This window comes from Sinorhizobium fredii USDA 257 (assembly GCF_000265205.3).
Classification (GTDB): Bacteria; Pseudomonadota; Alphaproteobacteria; order Rhizobiales; family Rhizobiaceae; genus Sinorhizobium; species Sinorhizobium fredii_B.
The window spans coordinates 264763-282763 of the sequence record NC_018000.1; the positions used below are offsets into that span (position 1 = coordinate 264763).

General features: G+C 60.2%; 17 protein-coding genes and 2 pseudogenes. 15 read left to right on the forward strand and 4 right to left on the reverse strand.

Features of this window, described 5'->3' with window-relative positions; genetic code table 11:
* Positions 1-12: 12 nt before the first annotated feature.
* Positions 13-681 (reverse strand): FadR/GntR family transcriptional regulator, encoded by a 669-nt coding sequence (locus USDA257_RS01190; protein WP_014761032.1) that lies wholly within the window; start codon positions 679-681, stop codon positions 13-15.
* Between the two features lie 226 nt (positions 682-907).
* Between USDA257_RS01190 and USDA257_RS01195 the strand changes: the two genes are divergently transcribed.
* The 10 genes and pseudogenes from USDA257_RS01195 to USDA257_RS01235 all read left to right on the forward strand — a co-directional run bounded on the left by USDA257_RS01195 (position 908) and on the right by USDA257_RS01235 (position 12089).
* Positions 908-2572, forward strand: a complete 1665-nt coding sequence (locus USDA257_RS01195) for an ABC transporter ATP-binding protein (RefSeq protein WP_014761033.1) — start codon at positions 908-910, stop codon at positions 2570-2572.
* 36 nt (positions 2573-2608) lie between these two features.
* Positions 2609-4273, forward strand: a complete 1665-nt coding sequence (locus tag USDA257_RS01200) for a peptide ABC transporter substrate-binding protein (protein WP_014761034.1) — start codon at positions 2609-2611, stop codon at positions 4271-4273.
* Positions 4274-4339: 66 nt separating this feature from the next.
* Positions 4340-5290, forward strand: coding sequence for an ABC transporter permease (locus USDA257_RS01205; RefSeq protein WP_014761035.1), 951 nt, complete (start codon positions 4340-4342; stop codon positions 5288-5290).
* Positions 5291-5324: 34 nt separating this feature from the next.
* Positions 5325-6203 (forward strand): ABC transporter permease, encoded by an 879-nt coding sequence (locus USDA257_RS01210; RefSeq protein WP_014761036.1) that lies wholly within the window; start codon positions 5325-5327, stop codon positions 6201-6203.
* 178 nt (positions 6204-6381) lie between these two features.
* Positions 6382-7692, forward strand: coding sequence for an NAD(P)/FAD-dependent oxidoreductase (locus USDA257_RS01215; protein WP_041413771.1), 1311 nt, complete (start codon positions 6382-6384; stop codon positions 7690-7692).
* An 86-nt stretch (positions 7693-7778) separates the two neighbouring features.
* Complete coding sequence (locus USDA257_RS01220) at positions 7779-9113, forward strand: NAD(P)/FAD-dependent oxidoreductase (protein WP_014761038.1); 1335 nt, start codon at positions 7779-7781, stop codon at positions 9111-9113.
* Positions 9114-9226: 113 nt separating this feature from the next.
* A complete protein-coding gene (locus tag USDA257_RS01225; RefSeq protein ID WP_014761039.1) occupies positions 9227-9703 on the forward strand; it encodes an Lrp/AsnC family transcriptional regulator in 477 nt (158 codons plus the stop codon).
* 37 nt (positions 9704-9740) lie between these two features.
* Positions 9741-9908: pseudogene (locus USDA257_RS33335) on the forward strand (ornithine cyclodeaminase family protein); the annotation flags it as partial.
* 196 nt (positions 9909-10104) lie between these two features.
* Positions 10105-11601: an NAD-dependent succinate-semialdehyde dehydrogenase gene (locus USDA257_RS01230; RefSeq protein ID WP_014761040.1), complete on the forward strand. Its 1497-nt coding sequence runs from the start codon at positions 10105-10107 to the stop codon at positions 11599-11601.
* Positions 11602-11735: 134 nt separating this feature from the next.
* Entirely contained in the window at positions 11736-12089 is a 354-nt protein-coding gene (locus USDA257_RS01235) for a cupin domain-containing protein (RefSeq protein ID WP_014761041.1), read from the forward strand.
* A 227-nt stretch (positions 12090-12316) separates the two neighbouring features.
* On the opposite strand, the gene USDA257_RS38670 is transcribed toward USDA257_RS01235, so the two are convergent.
* Entirely contained in the window at positions 12317-12616 is a 300-nt protein-coding gene (locus USDA257_RS38670; protein ID WP_269845037.1) for a DapH/DapD/GlmU-related protein, read from the reverse strand.
* Here USDA257_RS38670 and USDA257_RS38675 point away from each other — a divergent pair.
* Together USDA257_RS38675 and USDA257_RS35795 are read left to right on the forward strand one after the other, a co-directional pair.
* Positions 12615-12884 carry a hypothetical protein gene (locus USDA257_RS38675; protein ID WP_269845038.1) on the forward strand — a complete coding sequence of 90 codons (270 nt, stop codon included), beginning with the start codon at positions 12615-12617 and terminating at the stop codon, positions 12882-12884. The two genes, USDA257_RS38670 and USDA257_RS38675, sit on opposite strands and share 2 nt — an antisense overlap.
* A pseudogene (locus USDA257_RS35795) lies at positions 12869-13413 on the forward strand (aldehyde dehydrogenase family protein); the annotation flags it as partial. The gene USDA257_RS38675 and the pseudogene USDA257_RS35795, both read left to right, overlap by 16 nt.
* A 125-nt stretch (positions 13414-13538) precedes the next feature.
* Here USDA257_RS35795 and USDA257_RS01250 read toward each other — a convergent pair.
* Complete coding sequence (locus tag USDA257_RS01250; RefSeq protein WP_014761045.1) at positions 13539-14015, reverse strand: Lrp/AsnC family transcriptional regulator; 477 nt, start codon at positions 14013-14015, stop codon at positions 13539-13541.
* A 395-nt stretch (positions 14016-14410) separates the two neighbouring features.
* On the reverse strand, positions 14411-14875 hold the full coding sequence (locus USDA257_RS01255; RefSeq protein ID WP_014761046.1) for an Lrp/AsnC family transcriptional regulator: 465 nt from the start codon (positions 14873-14875) through the stop codon (positions 14411-14413).
* A gap of 124 nt (positions 14876-14999) precedes the next feature.
* Between USDA257_RS01255 and alr the strand changes: the two genes are divergently transcribed.
* From alr to USDA257_RS01270, 3 genes are read left to right on the forward strand one after another with little or no spacing between them, the layout of a single operon-like run.
* Positions 15000-16133, forward strand: a complete 1134-nt coding sequence (alr, locus tag USDA257_RS01260) for an alanine racemase (RefSeq protein WP_014761047.1) — start codon at positions 15000-15002, stop codon at positions 16131-16133.
* A gap of 22 nt (positions 16134-16155) precedes the next feature.
* The gene (locus USDA257_RS01265) at positions 16156-17403 is read left to right on the forward strand and encodes a D-amino acid dehydrogenase (protein WP_014761048.1); all 1248 of its coding nucleotides are present in this window, start codon (positions 16156-16158) and stop codon (positions 17401-17403) included.
* Positions 17404-17440: 37 nt separating this feature from the next.
* Positions 17441-17821, forward strand: coding sequence for a RidA family protein (locus tag USDA257_RS01270; protein WP_014761049.1), 381 nt, complete (start codon positions 17441-17443; stop codon positions 17819-17821).
* Positions 17822-18001 lie beyond the last annotated feature (180 nt).

An 18001-nucleotide genomic window follows, 5' to 3' on the forward strand; every position in this document is an offset into this window, starting at 1 on the left:
GCTATCAGGTGCTCAGGCATTCGGGCCAAGTATATTTGCTCTGGCTTCGACAATGTGGTCGTACATGTTTCGCTCGGCCTCTCTGCTGTCGCGATCTTTGATGGCGTCAAGAGTGGCCTGATGCTTGGCGATATAAGCCTTCATGCGCTCAGGGGTTAGTGACTGCTCCTTCATTTTCCCCCAGAGGTTTCCTGCCCGTACCGTGTGAATACCTTCATAGAGCGAGGCGAGAAGGCCATTGCGGGCGGCTCCGACGATGATGCGGTGAAAGACAGCGTCCCATTTCTCGAATTCGACCAAGGTTTCAGCCGCGCTGCCCCGATCGATCGATTTCTGCATTTCGTCGATCTCCTGTCTGGTCGCCCGTAACGCCGCCAAGGCGGCGATCTTGGGTTCCATGATCAGCCGAGCCTCGAAAACCTCGGCCGGATAGGTGCGCAACGCGTCTCCCGTGCTGCCTGGCGGGCGACGCAGGGCCGTCGAGGTAACCCCGCTGCCAGCGATAAATGTCCCCCTGCCCACATGCCTGATGAGCCGGCCTTCCTTCTCCAGAGAAGCAAGCATTCGTCGAAGTGCGGTGCGGGGCAGCCCGAGTTTGAGCGCCAGATCGCGCTCAGGCGGTAATCGATCTCCGGGCTCCAGACCTTCGGCTTCGATGAAATCCTTCAAGACTACGCTCATGAGCCCTCGCTAATTATTTTTTTCCGCAACCAAATTGATCTATATTGACACCAATTGCAAGACCAATCTTATATTGATTGAGCATCAGACCCTGATTGGTAGCGATGGCGCTGAAGTACAGGGAATGCATGCGCACTGCCTGCAGAACGATTGTCGGATGGCAGCACGTATAGAGCAGCGGGTAAAATCGCAAAGTAACGGCTCCATTGAAAAGGGAGGAATCTCGATGGCCGCTAGAACAGAGGCTGTTTCTGGAGACGACGCAGCGCTTTCGGTGCGTGGCCTGACAGTCGACTTGCCGAAAGGCATGGAACGGACCCATGCCGTCGAGAACATCTCGTTTGATCTCAAGCGTGGTCAGATCCTGTGCATTATCGGCGAGTCCGGCTCAGGCAAGTCGGTAACGGCCAACACAATCATGGGGCTCTTGCCGAAGCTGATCCCCGTCTCGTCCGGCGTTATTCATCTCGATGGTACGGCCATCATTGGCGCACCGGCGAAAAAACTGCGAGGACTGCGCGGCCGCGTTGTATCCATGATTTTCCAGGATCCGCTCTCGGCGCTCAACCCGCTGATGACGGTCGGCGAGCAGATTACCGAAGTCCTGACGGCACATGGCGTGGGCACGAAGGCGTCGCGGCGCAAGCGCGCCATCGAGCTGCTGACGGAAGTCGGTCTGCCCGATCCGGAGCTCATGTACTACCAGTATCCGTTCCGGCTCTCGGGCGGGCAACGTCAGCGTGTCATGATCGCCATGGCGCTCGCGCTCGAACCCGCGGTTTTGATCGCCGACGAACCGACCACGGCCCTCGACGTCACCACGCAGGCGCAGATTCTGAAGCTGATCCGTGACATTCAGCGCCGCAAGGGTATGAGCGTGATGTTCATCACCCATGACTTCGGTGTTGTGGCTGAGATCGCCGACAGTGTTGTGGTTATGGAAAAAGGTCGCGTTGTCGAGCAAGGCAGCGCCGATCAGGTTCTGAAATCCCCCACTCACCCCTATACCCAGCGCCTGATTGCCGCCGTCCCGCACCTGACCGGCAAGGATCGCGAACCGCAGGAGAAGGCCAGCAACGAGACCATCCTGAAGGTCGAAGGATTGTCCAAAACTTATCGCAGCGGCAGTGCCCTGTTCGGCAGCCAACGCATCGTGCCTGCGGTGAAGGACGTCTCGTTCGATCTGGCTGCGGGACGCACCCTCGGCGTTGTCGGCGAAAGCGGTTCTGGCAAGTCATCGCTGGGAAGGCTTTTGATCAAGCTGCAGGACAGTGATGGCGGTCGGATTCTTTTCGAAGGCCGCGACATCGCCAAGCTTTCCGAGTCCGAATTTCGACCGCTGCGGCCGCGGATCCAGATGATCTTCCAGGATCCCTTCGCGTCGCTGAACCCGCGATCGACCATTGGACAAATTCTTACCGTCGGTCCCGTCGCGCACGGCATGCCATATGTTCAGGCGCGTGAGGAGGCGCGAGCGTTGCTGGCCCATGTCGGTCTCGATGCCGGCGCCTTCGGCCGCTATCCGCACGAGTTTTCCGGTGGGCAACGTCAGCGCATCGGCATCGCCCGGGCCTTGATGTTCAAGCCCAAGCTGCTGATTGCCGACGAGGCGGTCTCTGCGCTCGACGTGTCCATCCAGGCCCAGATCCTCAAGCTGCTCGACCAGATCCAGCGGGAAACCGGCGTTTCGATGATCTTCATCACCCATGATCTGCGCGTCGCCAGCCAGATCTGCAACGAAATCGCAGTGATGCAGAAAGGGCAGATCGTCGAGCGCGGCCCACCATCCCAAATCTTTCTGAACCCGCAATCGGCCTACACGCGCGAGCTGGTGGCGGCGATTCCCGGGGAGCGCCCGAGGGACACTCGACCGATTGCCGTTAATTCTTGAGAGCTACGGCGGAAATACCACTAGGGAGGAAATATCATGACGAAAGATTCTACAACGAAATCGGGCTATTCACGGCGCGAAGCGCTACGCTTAATGGCAGCGGGCGGCATTGCGTGCTTTGCCGCACCCAACCTGCTCGGCAAGCCTGCCTTTGCCGATACCGCCAACCCGACCGGCCGTGTCGTCGTCGGGCTTTCGCAAGAACCCACCGTCTTCAATCCGCTGATGGCACATATCGAGGTGGACGACGCGGTCCATTTCTCAGTCTTCGACGCCCTCTTCCGCATGGATCCGAAAGGTGTTCTCCAACCCAATCTCGCGGCCGAAGTGCCCACACAGAAGAATGGCGGCATTTCAGAGGACGGCCTGAAGTGGCGCATCCGCCTGCGTGATGACGTTCGCTGGCACGACGGCGAGCCCTTCACGGCCGAGGATGTGAAGTTCACCCTCGAGCTCATCACCAACCCGAAATTCCGCGCGTGGCGCACGGGTGGGCATTCCCTGGTGCGGGATATTAAGGTGGTTTCGCCGACTGAGATCACCTGGCGCATGGAGGAGGCTTTCGCCCCCTACCTGTCGTTTCTCGCCGAAACCTTCATAGTGCCCAAGCACATTCTCGAGAAGGAGGCCGATCCCAACGCCGCCGCCTTCAACCAGGCGCCCGTCGGCACCGGTGCTTTCAAGTGGGCGCAGCGGGTTGCCGGCGACCATCTCGAACTCGTCGCGAATCCTCAATACTTCGGAGAGGGTCCCTATATCGAGCGGCTCGTCTTCAAATATATTCCTGACATGACGGTGCTCTACACCCAGTTCAAGAGCGGCGACATCGACCTTGCGGACCAGGCATACATAACCGCCGACCACTACGAGGAAGCCAGCAAATTGCCGGGCCGCGTAGTGACTCTGGAGCCCGGGGCATCGCTCGAGTCGATTTATCTCAATCTTGAGAAGCCGCAATTCAAGGACCCGGCGGTGCGCAAGGCGCTCTATGCCGCGATGGACAGGAATGCAATTATCGACGCGATCTACTTCGGCGTAGGCACCCTCACCGAAACCTTCATGCCGAAGGAGTCCTACTACTACAATCCGAACCTGCCGGCGCAGGAGTTCAATCTCGACCTAGCGCGCAAAATCCTCGACGAAGCTGGCTGGGTGCCGGGACCGGATGGGATACGTGCGAAGGATGGGGTCCGGCTGTCCTTCGCCAATGCGACAACCGCAGGGAACAATCTGCGTGAACAAGTGCAGCAGTTCCTGCAGCAAACGTTCGCGGAGATCGGCGTCGAGATGACCATTTCGAATCTGCCGGCGGCCGTCATGTGGGGCGAATTCTGGCTCAAGTCGCAGTTCGACTCGGCGATCGCCGGCGTCACCTATCTCATTGCCGCGGATCCGGACGCCACCAACCGCCTCCACACCAGCGCAATTGGCGCGAAGGGCGGGAAGGGCTCGAACACCGCCCAATACTCCAACCCGGAAGTCGATGCGCTGCTCGAAAAAGGCGCCCGCACCTTCGATCCGGAGGAACGGCGCGCGATCTATAACCGCGTGCAGGAAATCGTCCGTCAGGATCTGCCGTTCCTGCCGCTGTTTGCCTACACCAACGTGGTCGGGCGCAAGGAGGGGCTGGAGGGCTTTGAGCCCAACGCCAACACCCGCACGGCCTCCTGGAAGGCCGCAGCATGGCGTTGGCAGAGCTGACCTAAGCGGCCGCCGCCGCTTGCGGCGGCGGCCATTCATTGACGCTGTCATGAAGGAGGAGAGCCAATGCGCGGCTTCCTGCTCAATCGCCTTTCACAGAGCCTCGTCCTGCTCCTGATCGTATCGGTCATCGGGTTCGTCGTCCTCAACCTCATTCCGGGTGGCCCCTTGGCGCAATTCGGGCTCGATCCCGGCATGACGCAAGCGGATCTCGATCGTCTCAAGGAGCAACTGGGGCTCAACCGTCCGCTGTGGATGCAATATCTGGACTGGGCCTGGCGCCTCGTACAGGGGGACTGGGGTCACTCCTTCCGCGACGGCGCGCCGGTCCTGGACGTGATTGGCCGCCACCTCGTTGCAACACTGTTGTTGATGGGGTCATCCACAGTCATCGCGATCGCCATCGGCACGTGGATCGGCATTCGCGGCGCCACGCACCGGTATTCGATTTTTGACTATCTGGCGACGGTCGGTGCAATGGTGGCGTTGTCGATCCCGACCTTCTGGTTCGGGCTTGTCGGCATTTACGTGTTTTCGCTCCGGTTGGGCTGGTTGCCGGCCGGCAATATGTACACGATCGGCGACGGCTCGGCCCTGAATTACCTCCATCACCTGATCATGCCGAGCATTGTGCTGGCGCTGGTCCATGTCGCCATCTGGAGCCGCTACATGCGCACGGCGACGCTTGACGTTATCAGCCAGGAATTCGTCAAGACAGCCCGCGCCAAGGGGCTAAGCGAACGCCGGATCTTGATGAAGCATGTCGTCGGCAATGCGCTGCTGCCAATGATCACACTTGCGGGAATGCAGCTTCCCAGCGTTCTCACGGGTGCTCTGGTCACCGAGACGGTGTTTACCTGGCCGGGAATGGGCCGGCTGTTCCTCGATAGTCTCGGCTACAGCGACTACCCGGTGGTGATGGGGCTGCTGATGTTCTCGGCAATACTCGTCGTGCTGTGCAACCTGATCGCCGACATCGTCGTCGCCATCATCGATCCCCGTATCCGTCTGAGCTAAGCGCCTCATGGACGCTCAACAGGAGGCCACCATTATGACCGCCATTGTCGCAAATTCACGCCAGGAGCGTTGGTGGAACAGCCGAACTGCACATCGCTTCATGAACCACCATCTGGCTCTGCTCGGGATGGTGATGATCGCCGTCCTGACGCTGGCGTGCGTCCTGGGACCGTACCTGCTGCCATATGATTCACTCCATATCGATCTGCGCGCCCGCTTTGCTCCGCCGTTCACCGGCCACCACTATCTGGGCACCGATCCGCTGGGTCGGGACTTGGCGGCGCGGCTCTTCATGGCGGGGCGGATTTCGCTGCTGGTCGGTTTCTCCGCAATGCTGTTGTCGACGCTGATCGGAACCCTCGTCGGCGTGCTCGCGGGATACCGTGGCGGCTGGATCGGCACGACGCTGATGCGTACAGTAGATGGGTTCCTGTCCTTCCCGTCAATCTTCCTGGTGCTGGCCCTTGCCGCTGCGCTAAAGCCAAGCCCGATCATGATTACCGTCGTCATCGCTGCCACCAGCTGGATGGAGGTTGCGCGAATTGTCGAGGCGGAGGTCCGCTCCCTTCGCGAGCGCGAATTCGTCCAGGCCGGTCGCATGTTGGGGCTGAGCGGAACCCATATCATGTTCCGCGAGATCCTTCCCAATGCCATGGGTCCGATCATCGTCGCGGCTACCCTGACCGTCGCCCGCGCGATCCTCATGGAGGCCTATATCAGCTTCCTCGGCTATGGAATTCAGCCACCGCTGCCCAGTTGGGGCAATATGCTGAACGGTGCCCAGCAATATCTGGGGAGCGCACCGTGGCTGGCGATCATTCCCGGCGCCGCCATTACCATCGCTGTAACCAGCTTCAACTTCATCGGCGACGGGCTTCGCGACGCGTTCGATGTTCGCGGTGATCACGCCTGACGGCGATGGCGTCCGGACGAGGTTGAGGCAGTATAGGGGAACGCCACACTCGCTCGCGAGATGGTTCAAGGGCGATGTGTGAACCTGCTGATCGAAACGTCGCCCGATGGAACGTTGCCGCTCATCTTTGTCAGCAGTCCCAGAAGGCCCTTGGCCGACGCAACGAGAAGTTAGTCCCATGGAAGAATCCAGAATCGCAGACAAGAACACGCCGTACTGGTGGGAGGAGGCACCGGTCAGACCGCTGCCGCGGCAGCCGCTGGCCAAGAATCTCGATGTGGCGATCATAGGCGCCGGATACACCGGGTTATCGGCGGGTCTCGTTCTGGCGCGCGAGGGCCGTTCGGTCGCAGCCTTCGATGCGATGAACCCGGGCGAGGGGGCCTCGACGCGCAACGGCGGTATCACCAGCGGAAGCATTCGGCCGGATTACACCACGATCACCCGGCGCTTCGGCGAAGAGAAGGCAATTGCAATCGAGGCGGAGGGCAAGATCGCCCGCGAATTCCTTTATGACTTCATCAGGACCGAAGGGCTCGAGTGCGACTTTCAGCTGGTTGGCCAATTCAAGGGCGTAATCGGATATGACGATTACGAGAAGACGGCCCGGAGCGCCGAAGTGCTGGCGAAGAGATTGGGGATCGAGGCCTATGCGGTGCCGTACGCCGAACAGCGCAACTTCATCGGCACGGATTTCTATCGCGGCGGCATGGCGCGGATGGATATTGGTGGGCTGCACCCGGCCAAGTTCCACGCTGAACTCCTGCGAGTGGCGCTGGCTTCGGGACTGACCGTCCACGCAGGTACGCGCGTGACTTCGGTAGAAAGGGATGGCTCCGAATTCCGTGTCTTGACTGAGGCGGGCACGGTGCAGGCCCGCCAGGTTCTGGTCTGCACGGACGGCTATACCGATGGCGCGGTTCCCTTCTTGCGCCGCCGGCTGGTCCCGGTTCGCAGCCGGATCATTGTCACCGAGGAGCTCGCGCCAGAAGTGATGGCGCGGCTGATGCCGAAGCGGATGATGATGGTCGAGGGCAGGCAACTGGGATTCTACTACCGCCCGACGCCCGACGGCAAACGCATTCTTCTAGGGGGGCGCGACAGTTCTCGCGTCGGCGATCCCGCCGCTCCGAAGCTGTTTCTGCGCCGGGGCCTGGTGAACCTGTTCCCGGAACTAGAGAACGTTCGCCTGTCGCACACCTGGTTTGGCAATGTGGCGATGCACCGCGACATGCTGCCCCGCATCTTCGAGAAGGACGGCGTGGTCTATGCGACAGGTTTCTGCGGTTCGGGCGTCGTCTGGGCGCCATGGATCGGAACGCGTGCGGCTCATAAGCTGCTGGGACATGGTGAGCAAGCGCGCACAGCCTTCGACTTTCGTCCACCTGCCTTCATCCCCCTTTACCGTGGCAATCCGTGGTTCATGCCGGCGATCATTGAGGGCTATCGGATGCAGGACCGCATCGCCCTGTACCGCGCCCGGCGATAGAGCTTAACCATTGAGGACACCAGCGCTCCTTCCGGGGGGCGCTATTCAAGAAACTCACGCCCGATTTCCAGAGGAATACAAAGATAATGCCGGTCGAGGTTCAGAAAGTCCGTGACAGCGCCTCTTTTCCAACCCAGGTGGATGTTGTCGTCATCGGGGCAGGGATCGTCGGTACATGCACGGCCTATGAACTCTCCCGCCAAGGGGTCTCCGTTGCTCTGCTCGAAAAGGGCATCGTTGGCGGCGAGCAGTCAAGCCGCAACTGGGGATGGGTCCGTCAGCAGAACCGCGATCTCCATGAGCTTGCCCTTGCCATGTACAGTCTGCGGCGCTGGGAGGAATTGGGCACCGAGATCGGCCGCGATCTCGGGTTCCGTCGAAGCGGGATACTTTACTGCTCCAAGAATGAGGCGGATGTCGCCCGTTGGGAAAAGTGGGGCCAGGCCGCACGCGTCCAGGGATTTCACAGCCAGATACTCACTGCTTCCGAGGCGAACGAGCGGGCCTCGGGCGGCACGTCCTCCTGGGTCGGCGGCGTCTGGTCTCCGACTGACGGGAGGGCTGAGCCCAGCCTTGCCGTGCCAGCCCTCTCCGAGGCTGCGAAGGAAAAGGGCGTGTCGCTCCATCAGAACTGTGCCGTTCGAGGCCTCGACATTACCAATGGCCGGGTAACAGGGGTGTGGACGGAGCGGGGGATTGTCAAAGCGAGCACCGTTGTTTGCGCCGGCGGGGCATGGGCTTCCCGCTTTTCTCATCGTTATGGCATCGAAGTTCCAGTCGCCAACATCGCCGGGACGGCGATCAAGACAACCCCGGCGCCCGAAATCGTTCAGGCAGGATGCCTATCGGCTTCGAGCTTCGTGTTGCGGCGTCGGATCGACGGCTCCTACACGGTTGCCGTACCCGGACACGGTACGCTCGACATTACGCCGCGAGGAATGCGATATGCATTCAAATTCTACGAGATGTATCGCAGCAAGATCGGCAAGAAGCTCAAATACCGCCTCAACAGCAGCTTCTGGAATGGTCCCGATGCCTTCGGCAGCTGGGAGAACGACGAGATCTCGCCGTTTGAAAAGAGCCGCATTCTGGATCCGGCGCCCGACGCGGAACTCGTCAAGCTCGCAGTGAAGAACCTTGAAAGCGAATACCCTGCGCTTAAAGGGATCGGGGTCGAGCGCGCCTGGAGCGGGCTCATCGATACCTCTCCAGACCTCGTGCCGGTTATCTCGAGAGTGGAGGAGCTCCCCGGCTACGTGATCGCGGCGGGCTTCAGCGGACACGGTTTCGCGATCGGACCGGGGGCTGGCCGGCTGGTGAGCGAGATCGTCTTGAATAAAGAGCCACTTACCGACATTTCGCCTTACAGGTTGAGCCGGTTCAGCGATGGCTCAGCGATCCGAAGACCGGAAATGATGTAGCCGTTAGATCGGCTGCCGTTTGGAACCCGAGGGATTTTTGTCACCGAGCCTCGTCCACTGACGAGACTCCAACCGCTCATGCAAAGGTGGTGGCAACAACCGGGTGGGCGCACATGAAACTGGACAGAATTGACATCAAGATCCTCTCCGAGCTCCAGAAGAACGGACGCATGACTTATGTCGAGCTCGCTGAGCTAGTTAACTTATCCGCAACCCCTTGTCTCGTGCGAGTGAAGAAGCTGCAGGCAGAAGGCTATATCGGCGGCTATTCTGCGATGATCAACATGGGAAAGCTTGGCCAGGTTCTGACTGTCTTTACAGAGATAACCCTGAGGAACCATCGCCAGGCCGACATCGCCCGCTTCATGTCGGCCATCCAAAATATAGAGCAAGTCATCGAATGCCACGTCGTCTCGGGCGATTACGACTATCTCGTCAAGTTCGTGGCGAGCAGCATAGGGGAATACCAGTCGCTGATGGAGCGGCTGATAGAAATGGACATCGGAATAGAGAAATACTTCAGTTTCGTCGTGCTCAAATCGCCGATCACGAAGTACCACATGCCCCTGACGAATCTGTTCGACATTTAGGCCGTGGGTCGACTTGACAGCTTGCGAGCGACAGAGATTTTCCGGAACTGGGCAAATGATTGCCGGAGGCAAGGTCGGGCGTACTCGCGATGCAAACATCACAATAGCCGATCTCGCCGGTACAGGTGTTCAGGACACTGCAATTGCCACGTTAGCCTTTCCGCACACTGAAAAACTCAGCGCCGGTAAGATGCTTACGTGCTGAGCCGGCTGGTGTCTTTGCGCAACGCTCATGTTCGGACACCCACTGACTGCCGCCTCAAAGGCTGAAGAGTCCGCAGCCACGTTCATGAGCCTCGCAAATTATTGCCGCAACCAATTTGATCTATATTGACACCAATCGCAGAACCAAACTTATATTGATCGCGTGTCAAACCTGATTGGTAGCGAAGGTGCTGAACGTGCAACCAACTCCCGCGCAAAAAACAACTCCGCTTGTCTCTCCCGCCTCGACTGCCGTAGTCCGCGATGCTCCTACGCAACTGTTCATCGGCGGCGAATGGGTTTCTGCAAAAGAAGATCGCACCTTTGAAGTGGTCGACCCCTCGACCGGAGATGTGATCGCCACCGTTTCCGATGGCGATGTCGCCGATGGAATATCCGCGGTCGACGCAGCGGAAATGGCCGCTGCGGCTTGGAAGGCGACCTCGCCGCGGCGTCGTTCGGATGTTCTGATGAAGTGTTTTCACCTTGTGCTCGAACAGGCCGAATGGCTGGCACAACTGATCACCGTGGAAAACGGCAAGGCACTCGCGGACGCCAGGTCGGAGGTCTCCTATGCCGCCGAATTTTTCCGCTGGTACGCGGAAGAAGCTGTACGGGCACCGGGCGAATTCGGACCTGCACCTTCCGGCGCCAATCAGATCATCGTCAACCATGAGCCGATTGGTATCGCCGTGTTGGTGACGCCTTGGAACTTCCCGGCAGCAATGGCGACCCGAAAGATGGCACCCGCACTGGCCGCGGGCTGCACGTGCATCCTGAAGCCCGCAGCGGAGACCCCGCTTACGGCGCTGGCGATCGGCGAGATTATGCGGCAGGCCGGCGTTCCTGCTGGAGTGGTCAACATCGTGACAACGAGGAAAGCGGGCTCCGTGGTCAGCGCCATGCTGCATGACGAGCGGGTACGGAAGCTGTCGTTCACCGGCTCGACAGGCGTCGGCCGGACACTGCTGCGGGAGGCTGCGGACCAGGTTGTCAGTTGTTCGATGGAACTCGGCGGCAATGCGCCATTCGTTGTATTCGACGATGCCGACCTGGAGACGGCTGTCGCTGGAGCCATGGTGGCCAAGATGCGCAACGGCGGCGAGGCATGTACTGCCGCCAACCGCTTCTATGTGCAGAAAGGGATCCTGGCGGACTTCACCCGGCGGTTTGCGGAAGAGATGGCCGCGATCAAGGTCGGACCAGGACTGGCGCCGGACACGCAGCTTGGGCCACTGATCACCGAGGCCGCGCTCGCCAAGGTGGAACGCCTGGTGGACGACGCCGTTGCCAAGGGAGCCCGACTGGTTACCGGCGGCAGCCGGTTGAACGGCGACGGCTTCTACTATCCGCCTACCGTACTTGCAGACGTTTCTCCCGATGCCGAGGTACTTCGCGAAGAAATCTTCGGGCCGGTTGCGCCAATCATTGCGTTTGAAACCGAGGACGAGGTCGTCCAGATGGCGAACGACACCGAATACGGGCTGGTGTCCTATGTGTTCAGCAGCGACCTCAAACGCGCGCTTGCGGTCGCCGGACGGCTGGAAAGCGGCATGGTCGGAATCAACCGAGGCGTCGTATCCGACGCTGCCGCACCGTTTGGCGGCATGAAGCAGAGCGGGCTCGGCCGGGAGGGAAGCCACCACGGCATGCTCGAATATCTCGAAACAAAGTACATCGCCGCAAGCTGGTAGGCACTCAGCGATTCCGACCGCTCCGTCCTTCTACCGTTATCGACAATCTCGTAGCGAGGCCGGGGCCGACTCGCGTGCATCTTGCCTAACCACAGCGCGGATTTGCTTTCACTCAGGTAAAACTGGAGAATCAGATGTCACTACTCAAAACGATCGACCCGAATCCTTCGGTCGAACCGAAGCACGCGACCCCCGCGCCGGAGCGCCTTATCGCGGGTGCACCCGCCTTCAAAACCTGGGCGCAAGACAGCGACAAAGAGGGCAAGGTGAATACCGGCGTCTGGGAGGCCACTCCCGGCGAGACGCACTCCATCAAGGGCGAAACCTTTGAGTTCTGCCATATCCTGCAGGGAGTGGTCGAACTGACAGAGAAGGGTAAGGAGCCGGTCATTTATCGCGCAGGCGACAGCTTCGTGATGAAACCTGGCTATGTCGGGGTCTGGAAAACGATCGAGACGGTACGGAAAATCTACGTCACCGTCACTTAATCGTTGCACCGAAGAACCCGTCCGACGCACCTTACCTCCTTTTTTAAGGCAGGGACGGAGCGAATTGGCAGGGGAGGTCTGCCGGTCGGCAATGCTGGAAAGATGGTTGGGCGGGTTAATCGCCCAAGCTCTCCTAATCCCAGCTCGTGCTTGCCGCAGTATGCCCTTCGGCGCCGGCTACAGCGCCCACAGGCAGGTCTCGCGCCACGATAGCGTCACCGAAGGTCTCAATCATTGTCATGGAGTATGTCGTTCACCCCGCCCCAGATCGAACCGCTCGTATTGAGCGCTTCAACGGCTCCCGTCTGGCTGTTTCGCCGAAACAGGATATTGTCGCGCCCGCTCAGTTCACGAGCCTTGACCACGGTACCATCCGGTAGCCGAACCTTGGTGCGCGCGGTGACGTAGAGGCCGGCCTCCACCACACAATTGTCGCCGAGCGATATCCCGATCCCGGCATTGGCCCCGAGCAGCGAGCCCTTGCCGATCACATTACGTTGCTTGCCGCCCCCGGAGAGCGTCCCCATGATCAAGGCTCCCGCGCCGATATCGGAGCCGTCGCCAACCGTGACCCCCGGCGTCACGCGCCCTTCGACCATACAGCGGGCCAAGCGCACCCGCATTGAAGTCCACGAACCCTTCGTGCATCACCGTGGTTCCTTCCGCGAGATGCGCACCGAGGCGAACCCGGTCGCCGTCACCGATCCGCACCCCGCCGGGCACGACGTAGTCGAGCATACGCGGGAATTTATCCACCGAGAACACTACGAGGTGGTGGTGTTCGGCAGCAACTAGGCGACGTAACGCCTCAACGCGCCGGGGTACGGCGGTACTTCGGCAATTCCGGCCAAACCTGCACTGCGCCAACACGGATGCTGGTGCCGGCGGAGCGAATGGACGAAGCAAGCTCGATCGCCGCGAGGGAAGCGGCTGCCTCGTTGTCGGTCCCCCTTCGGATCCGCGCACCGACCTCGGACCAGTCGCAAGCGCCGCCCAGTTCGACAAGATCCAGGCGTTGATCGAACGCGGCATCGCGGAAGGAGCGGAGCTCGTCGCCGGTGGCCCTGGCCGCCCTTCGCATCTCAATGCGGGCTATTACGTGCGCCCGACCGTGTTTGCCCGCGTCACCAATCAGATGACGATTGCGCGGGAGGAAATCTTCGGCCCGGTGCTGTCGATCATCGGTTATGACAGCGAGGATGAAGCGATCGCGATCGCCAACGACACGCCTTACGGCCTGGCAGCCTACATTCAGGGCGATCCGAAGGAAGCGCGGGCGCTCGCAGGCAGGCTGCGCAGCGGCACTGTTCGCCTTAACAGCTCCGAATCGTGGGCTTTACGAGCGAATGAAGGAATTGCTGTCCATGCCGACCGGAGGAGAGCAAAAGCCCCGGTCCTCGGTCAGTTCCTCCTGAGACTAGGACCTCGCGCTGCCGCCACAGAAGAAATTCAAACGGGAAACAGGCCGGTCAACGGCATGTGGGCTTTCACGACCGGCGACTTCAGCACGACGTAGCTGAAGCATTTGTCGATGCCGATGTCCAGATCGGTCAGGCGCTCCATAATCATCTGATATTCGCCGATGCCAGCGGTGATGAATTTAACGAGATAGTCATAACCGCCCGAGACCAGGTGGCATTCGACCACCTGGTCGAGTTTTTCGACCGCAGCCAGGAAGCGGGCGAAATCAATCTGGCGATGGTTTTTCAAGGTAATCTCGGTGAAGACCGTCAGGATCTGTCCGAGCTTGCCAACATTGATTTGCGCCGAGTATCCCTGGATGTATCCCTCCTCATGCAGTTTCTTGACCCGCATGAGGCAGGGGCTCGGCGAAAGATGGACCAGTTCGGCAAGCTCGACATTGGTGATCCGCCCGTTCTTCTGTAGTTCGTAGAGGATCTTGATGTCGATCCGGTCCAGTTTCATGCACGCTCTCCCAGACGGCAGGTCCTGACGGAGAGGCAGGACGCTCCCGACCTTCTCTTCCGCGGACCACTCGAAGGTGCCGAGACGTACATGCTTAAGAGCCTACAAGAAAAGCTCAAGCTAATTTAGCCGTATGGCTGTCAATTAACCGATGAACATGCTTGTGAGCTTCGGAATCCGGCGGCCCATCCGCCGCTCGGCTGTTAGGATATAGATCGACGGTGGGGACCACGAAGCCTCCCCTATTCGCTGTGTCCACCGCAACGCCCATTCTCCCAGGGCATAATTTGGCTGCCGTCGCACAGATCCCGACGGCAGCCGTTATTTTTCGTCCGTCAGGCCTGATTCGGTTTCACCATCGATGGTACGTAACGTGCATCGCCGGCGCGATAGCTTCAGCGTCGCTTCATAGTCCGAGTGGCCAGAACGTTGCGAATTGAGAAGCTTGAATGAATTCTCAGGACACCAGGTAGTGTCGAAAGAATTTCCTTATGGATTCTCTCGAACTCGCCAGCGCCTGCCACTTCCACCCTGAGCAGATAATCTGAGCCGCCGGTCATCAGAAAGCATTCGCGGATTTCCGGATGCTTTCGAACGGCGGCTTCGAAACGATCGAGGTGTTCCTCGGTCTGCCGCTCGAGCGTGATGTTGATAATCACCGCAATTGTGTCCTCGGAACTCCCGCTGTCCACCAGGGCCGTGTAGCCGCGGATGACGCCAGCTTCCTCGAGCAATCTTATCCGCCGCAGACAAGCCGAAGGTGACAGGCCGACTTCCTCCGCCAGACGCGCATTGCTCATCCGGGCATTCAGCCGCAGCAGACGCAGGATATTGCGGTCGATCGCATCGATGGCGGCCATGCATAATCTTCCATTTGTTCGCAGGTAATTCGCCGAATGATCATATACGGAAACGATCGATCAGAACTAGGCGGGATATTCAACGAAGGTTTCAATATGTTGCCGTGCAACGGGAGGGTTGCACATGGACCGTCATGCTTTGCATATTCAAGGTCGGGAAGCAGAGGCCGGCGCTGGGGCTTCCGGCTATCTGACCATTGACCTTGCCGCATTGCGCAGGAACTATCAGAAGCTTTCGGCGGCGGTCGCGCCTGCAACGGTCGCCGCCGTCGTCAAGGCCGACGCTTATGGCCTAGGTGCTCAGCAGGTCTCCAAGGCGCTCCATGCGCAGGGCTGCCGGCAATTCTTCGTCGCGCATCTCGCGGAGGCGATCGAACTCAGATCGCTGCTGCCGAACGACACGCAGATAGCGGTGCTCAACGGGCTGCAGCCCGGAGCAGAGATCACTTGCGCCAAGGCCAACATTGTTCCGGTTCTCAACTCTCTCGAGCAATTCCGGCGGTGGTCGTTCACGGCTCAGAAGCTCGGCCGCGTTCTTCCTACCGTTCTGCAGTTCGACACCGGCATGTCGCGCCTCGGCGTACCGCTGCAGGAAAGAACTGCGCTCGCCGCCGTACTCAAGGACTGCAGGAGCATCGAAATCCTCTTTATCATGAGCCATCTCGCCTGCGCCGACGAGGTCGACAACAAGCAGAATGCCGATCAGCTCGCTGAGATGCGCCTTATCGCCGCCGAGTTTGCAGACCTCGATGTCTGCTTTGCCAATTCGGGCGGCGTCTTTCTGGGCCGCGACTATCATGGCGCCCTCAGTCGCCCCGGTATCGCCCTCTACGGTGGCGCGCCCATTGCCGGCAGACCCAATCCCATAGAGCCGGTCGTCCGGCTCGACGTCGCCGTCATCCAGACAAGGACGGTTCCCGCCGGGACGCGTGTTGGATACGGTGGTGCGCACGTGACCTCCGCAGAAACCAGGCTCGCGACGATCGCCGCTGGCTATGCCGACGGTCTTCCCCGCAGTCTCAGCGATCGCGGCGCCGTTTTCTTCGACGGCGTTCGCCTGCCGATCGTCGGCCGTGTCTCGATGGACAGCATTACGGTGGACATCACCGCCCTGCCCGAGGGCACGCTTTCCCTCGGCAGTCTTGTCGAGGTTCTCGGCCCCCATCAGACGCTTGAGGATGTCGCCGAAGCCGCCGGTACGATCTCTTACGAAATTCTGACCGGCCTCGGCCGCCGCTACGAACGTCGGTACCGCTGAGCAATACACCGTTGAGGAAACCATGAAAGTCATCGTACTTGGCGCCGGCGTGATCGGCGTGACCAGCGCCTACCAGCTTGCCAAGGCCGGACACGAGGTCACCGTCGTCGATCGCCAACAGGGCCCGGCTCTGGAAACCAGCTTCGCCAATGCAGGCGAAGTCTCCTTCGGTTACTGCTCGCCCTGGGCCGCGCCGGGCATTCCGATGAAGGCGCTGAAATGGCTCTTCATGGAACACGCGCCGCTCGTCCTGCGCCCGAAACTCGATGGCGCCATGCTCGCCTGGATGTACCAGATGCTGAGAAACTGCACCGCTGACCGCTACGCGCTCAACAAGAGCCGGATGCTGCGTCTCGCGGGCTATAGCCGTACGTCTCTGGCGGAAGTGCGGGCAGAGACCGGCATTGCCTATGACGAGCGCATGCACGGCACCCTGCAGCTGTTCAGGACGCAGCAGCAGCTCGACGCGTCGGGCAAGGACGTCAAGGCGCTCGCCGCCGACGGTGTACCGTACAAGGTTCTCGATCGCGACGGCTGCATCGGGGTCGAGCCTGCGCTGAAGCATGTCCGCGAAAAGATCGTCGGCGGGTTGCTGACACCGAAGGATGAGACGGGTGACTGCTTCAAGTTCACCAACGCACTCGCCGCCAAGGCAGCGGCGCTTGGCGTCCGCTTCGCCTATGGAACGCAAATCAAGGGACTGGATGTCGAGAATGGCCGCGTGCACGGAGTTCTGACCGATCGCGAAACGGTGACCGCGGACGCTGTCGTGGTTGCGCTCGGCAGCTACTCGCCCCTGCTCCTCAAGCCGCTCGGCATCAAGCTGCCCGTCTATCCCGTCAAGGGCTATTCACTGACGATCCCTATCACCGACGCGTCGCGCGCACCGGAATCGACGGTGATGGACGAGACCTACAAAATAGCGATCACCAGGCTGGGCGACCGCATCCGCGTCGGCGGCATGGCGGAAATCTCAGGCTATACGAATGACCTCGGCCACACTCGGCGTCGCACCCTCGACCATTCGGTAACAGACCTGTTCCCGGGCGGGGACCTGCAAAGGGCTTCTTTTTGGTCCGGGCTGCGGCCCATGACCCCCGACGGGACGCCGGTGATCGGGCAGACGAAAATCGCCGGCCTCCTCCTGAACACCGGCCACGGAACGCTGGGCTGGACGATGAGCTGCGGCTCGGCGCGCCTGATCAGCGATCTGGTCAGCGGGCGGAAGCCGGAAATCGACGCGGACGATCTCGCGATCAGCCGCTACTGATGATCAACAATCAACCAGAAACAGCTTGGAGGCAGCAATGATCGAGGCAGTAACAACAACTGAGGCACCGGGCGCGATCGGTCCGTTCTCGCAGGCGATTAAAGTGGGCAATCTGCTTTTCGTCTCGGGGCAGCTGCCGATCGATCCGGCAACCGAGGAGTTCGTTTCGAACGATCCTGTCGAGCAGGCAAGGCAGTGCTTGAAAAACATCGCTGCGATCGCCGAAGCGGCGGGATCGGGAATTGAGAGGACCGTCAAAACGACCGTGCTGCTGACGGATCTTTCCAGGTTCGCTGACATCAATAATGAGTATGCGACATTCTTCCTGAAGCCATTTCCCGCTCGTGCGTGCTACGAGGTGAGCGCTCTGCCGAAGGGGGCGCAGGTGGAAATCGAAGCAGTGATTGCGCTGGCATAAGTGCCGGCAAACCGGCTGTCTCGGCGGCGCCTCTGACCACCGACGGTGGCGCCGCCAACTGTGCGGACACAACGGGATTTTCCCCGCTCATGGCGGGACGCGAACAATGGGCAGCCGCCCATGGAAAACCTTAGGCGAGTTGTAGAGCCGGATAATTGCGGACCGGCATGCGCCCCGAGA

What these genes read in the sequence shown, in the direction of transcription:
- USDA257_RS38670 (WP_269845037.1), bottom strand. Translation starts at nt 12,616, where the DNA reads ATGGGGACGCTCTCCGGGGGCGGCAAGCAACGTAATGTGATCGGCAAG.
- USDA257_RS01270 (WP_014761049.1), top strand. Translation starts at nt 17,441, where the DNA reads ATGATCGAGGCAGTAACAACAACTGAGGCACCGGGCGCGATCGGTCCG.
- USDA257_RS01250 (WP_014761045.1), bottom strand. Translation starts at nt 14,015, where the DNA reads ATGAAACTGGACCGGATCGACATCAAGATCCTCTACGAACTACAGAAG.
- alr (WP_014761047.1), top strand. Translation starts at nt 15,000, where the DNA reads ATGGACCGTCATGCTTTGCATATTCAAGGTCGGGAAGCAGAGGCCGGC.
- USDA257_RS01265 (WP_014761048.1), top strand. Translation starts at nt 16,156, where the DNA reads ATGAAAGTCATCGTACTTGGCGCCGGCGTGATCGGCGTGACCAGCGCC.
- USDA257_RS01255 (WP_014761046.1), bottom strand. Translation starts at nt 14,875, where the DNA reads ATGGCCGCCATCGATGCGATCGACCGCAATATCCTGCGTCTGCTGCGG.
- USDA257_RS01195 (WP_014761033.1), top strand. Translation starts at nt 908, where the DNA reads ATGGCCGCTAGAACAGAGGCTGTTTCTGGAGACGACGCAGCGCTTTCG.
- USDA257_RS38675 (WP_269845038.1), top strand. Translation starts at nt 12,615, where the DNA reads ATGATCAAGGCTCCCGCGCCGATATCGGAGCCGTCGCCAACCGTGACC.
- USDA257_RS01190 (WP_014761032.1), bottom strand. Translation starts at nt 681, where the DNA reads ATGAGCGTAGTCTTGAAGGATTTCATCGAAGCCGAAGGTCTGGAGCCC.
- USDA257_RS01210 (WP_014761036.1), top strand. Translation starts at nt 5,325, where the DNA reads ATGACCGCCATTGTCGCAAATTCACGCCAGGAGCGTTGGTGGAACAGC.
- USDA257_RS01225 (WP_014761039.1), top strand. Translation starts at nt 9,227, where the DNA reads ATGAAACTGGACAGAATTGACATCAAGATCCTCTCCGAGCTCCAGAAG.
- USDA257_RS01215 (WP_041413771.1), top strand. Translation starts at nt 6,382, where the DNA reads ATGGAAGAATCCAGAATCGCAGACAAGAACACGCCGTACTGGTGGGAG.
- USDA257_RS01205 (WP_014761035.1), top strand. Translation starts at nt 4,340, where the DNA reads ATGCGCGGCTTCCTGCTCAATCGCCTTTCACAGAGCCTCGTCCTGCTC.
- USDA257_RS01220 (WP_014761038.1), top strand. Translation starts at nt 7,779, where the DNA reads ATGCCGGTCGAGGTTCAGAAAGTCCGTGACAGCGCCTCTTTTCCAACC.
- USDA257_RS01200 (WP_014761034.1), top strand. Translation starts at nt 2,609, where the DNA reads ATGACGAAAGATTCTACAACGAAATCGGGCTATTCACGGCGCGAAGCG.
- USDA257_RS01235 (WP_014761041.1), top strand. Translation starts at nt 11,736, where the DNA reads ATGTCACTACTCAAAACGATCGACCCGAATCCTTCGGTCGAACCGAAG.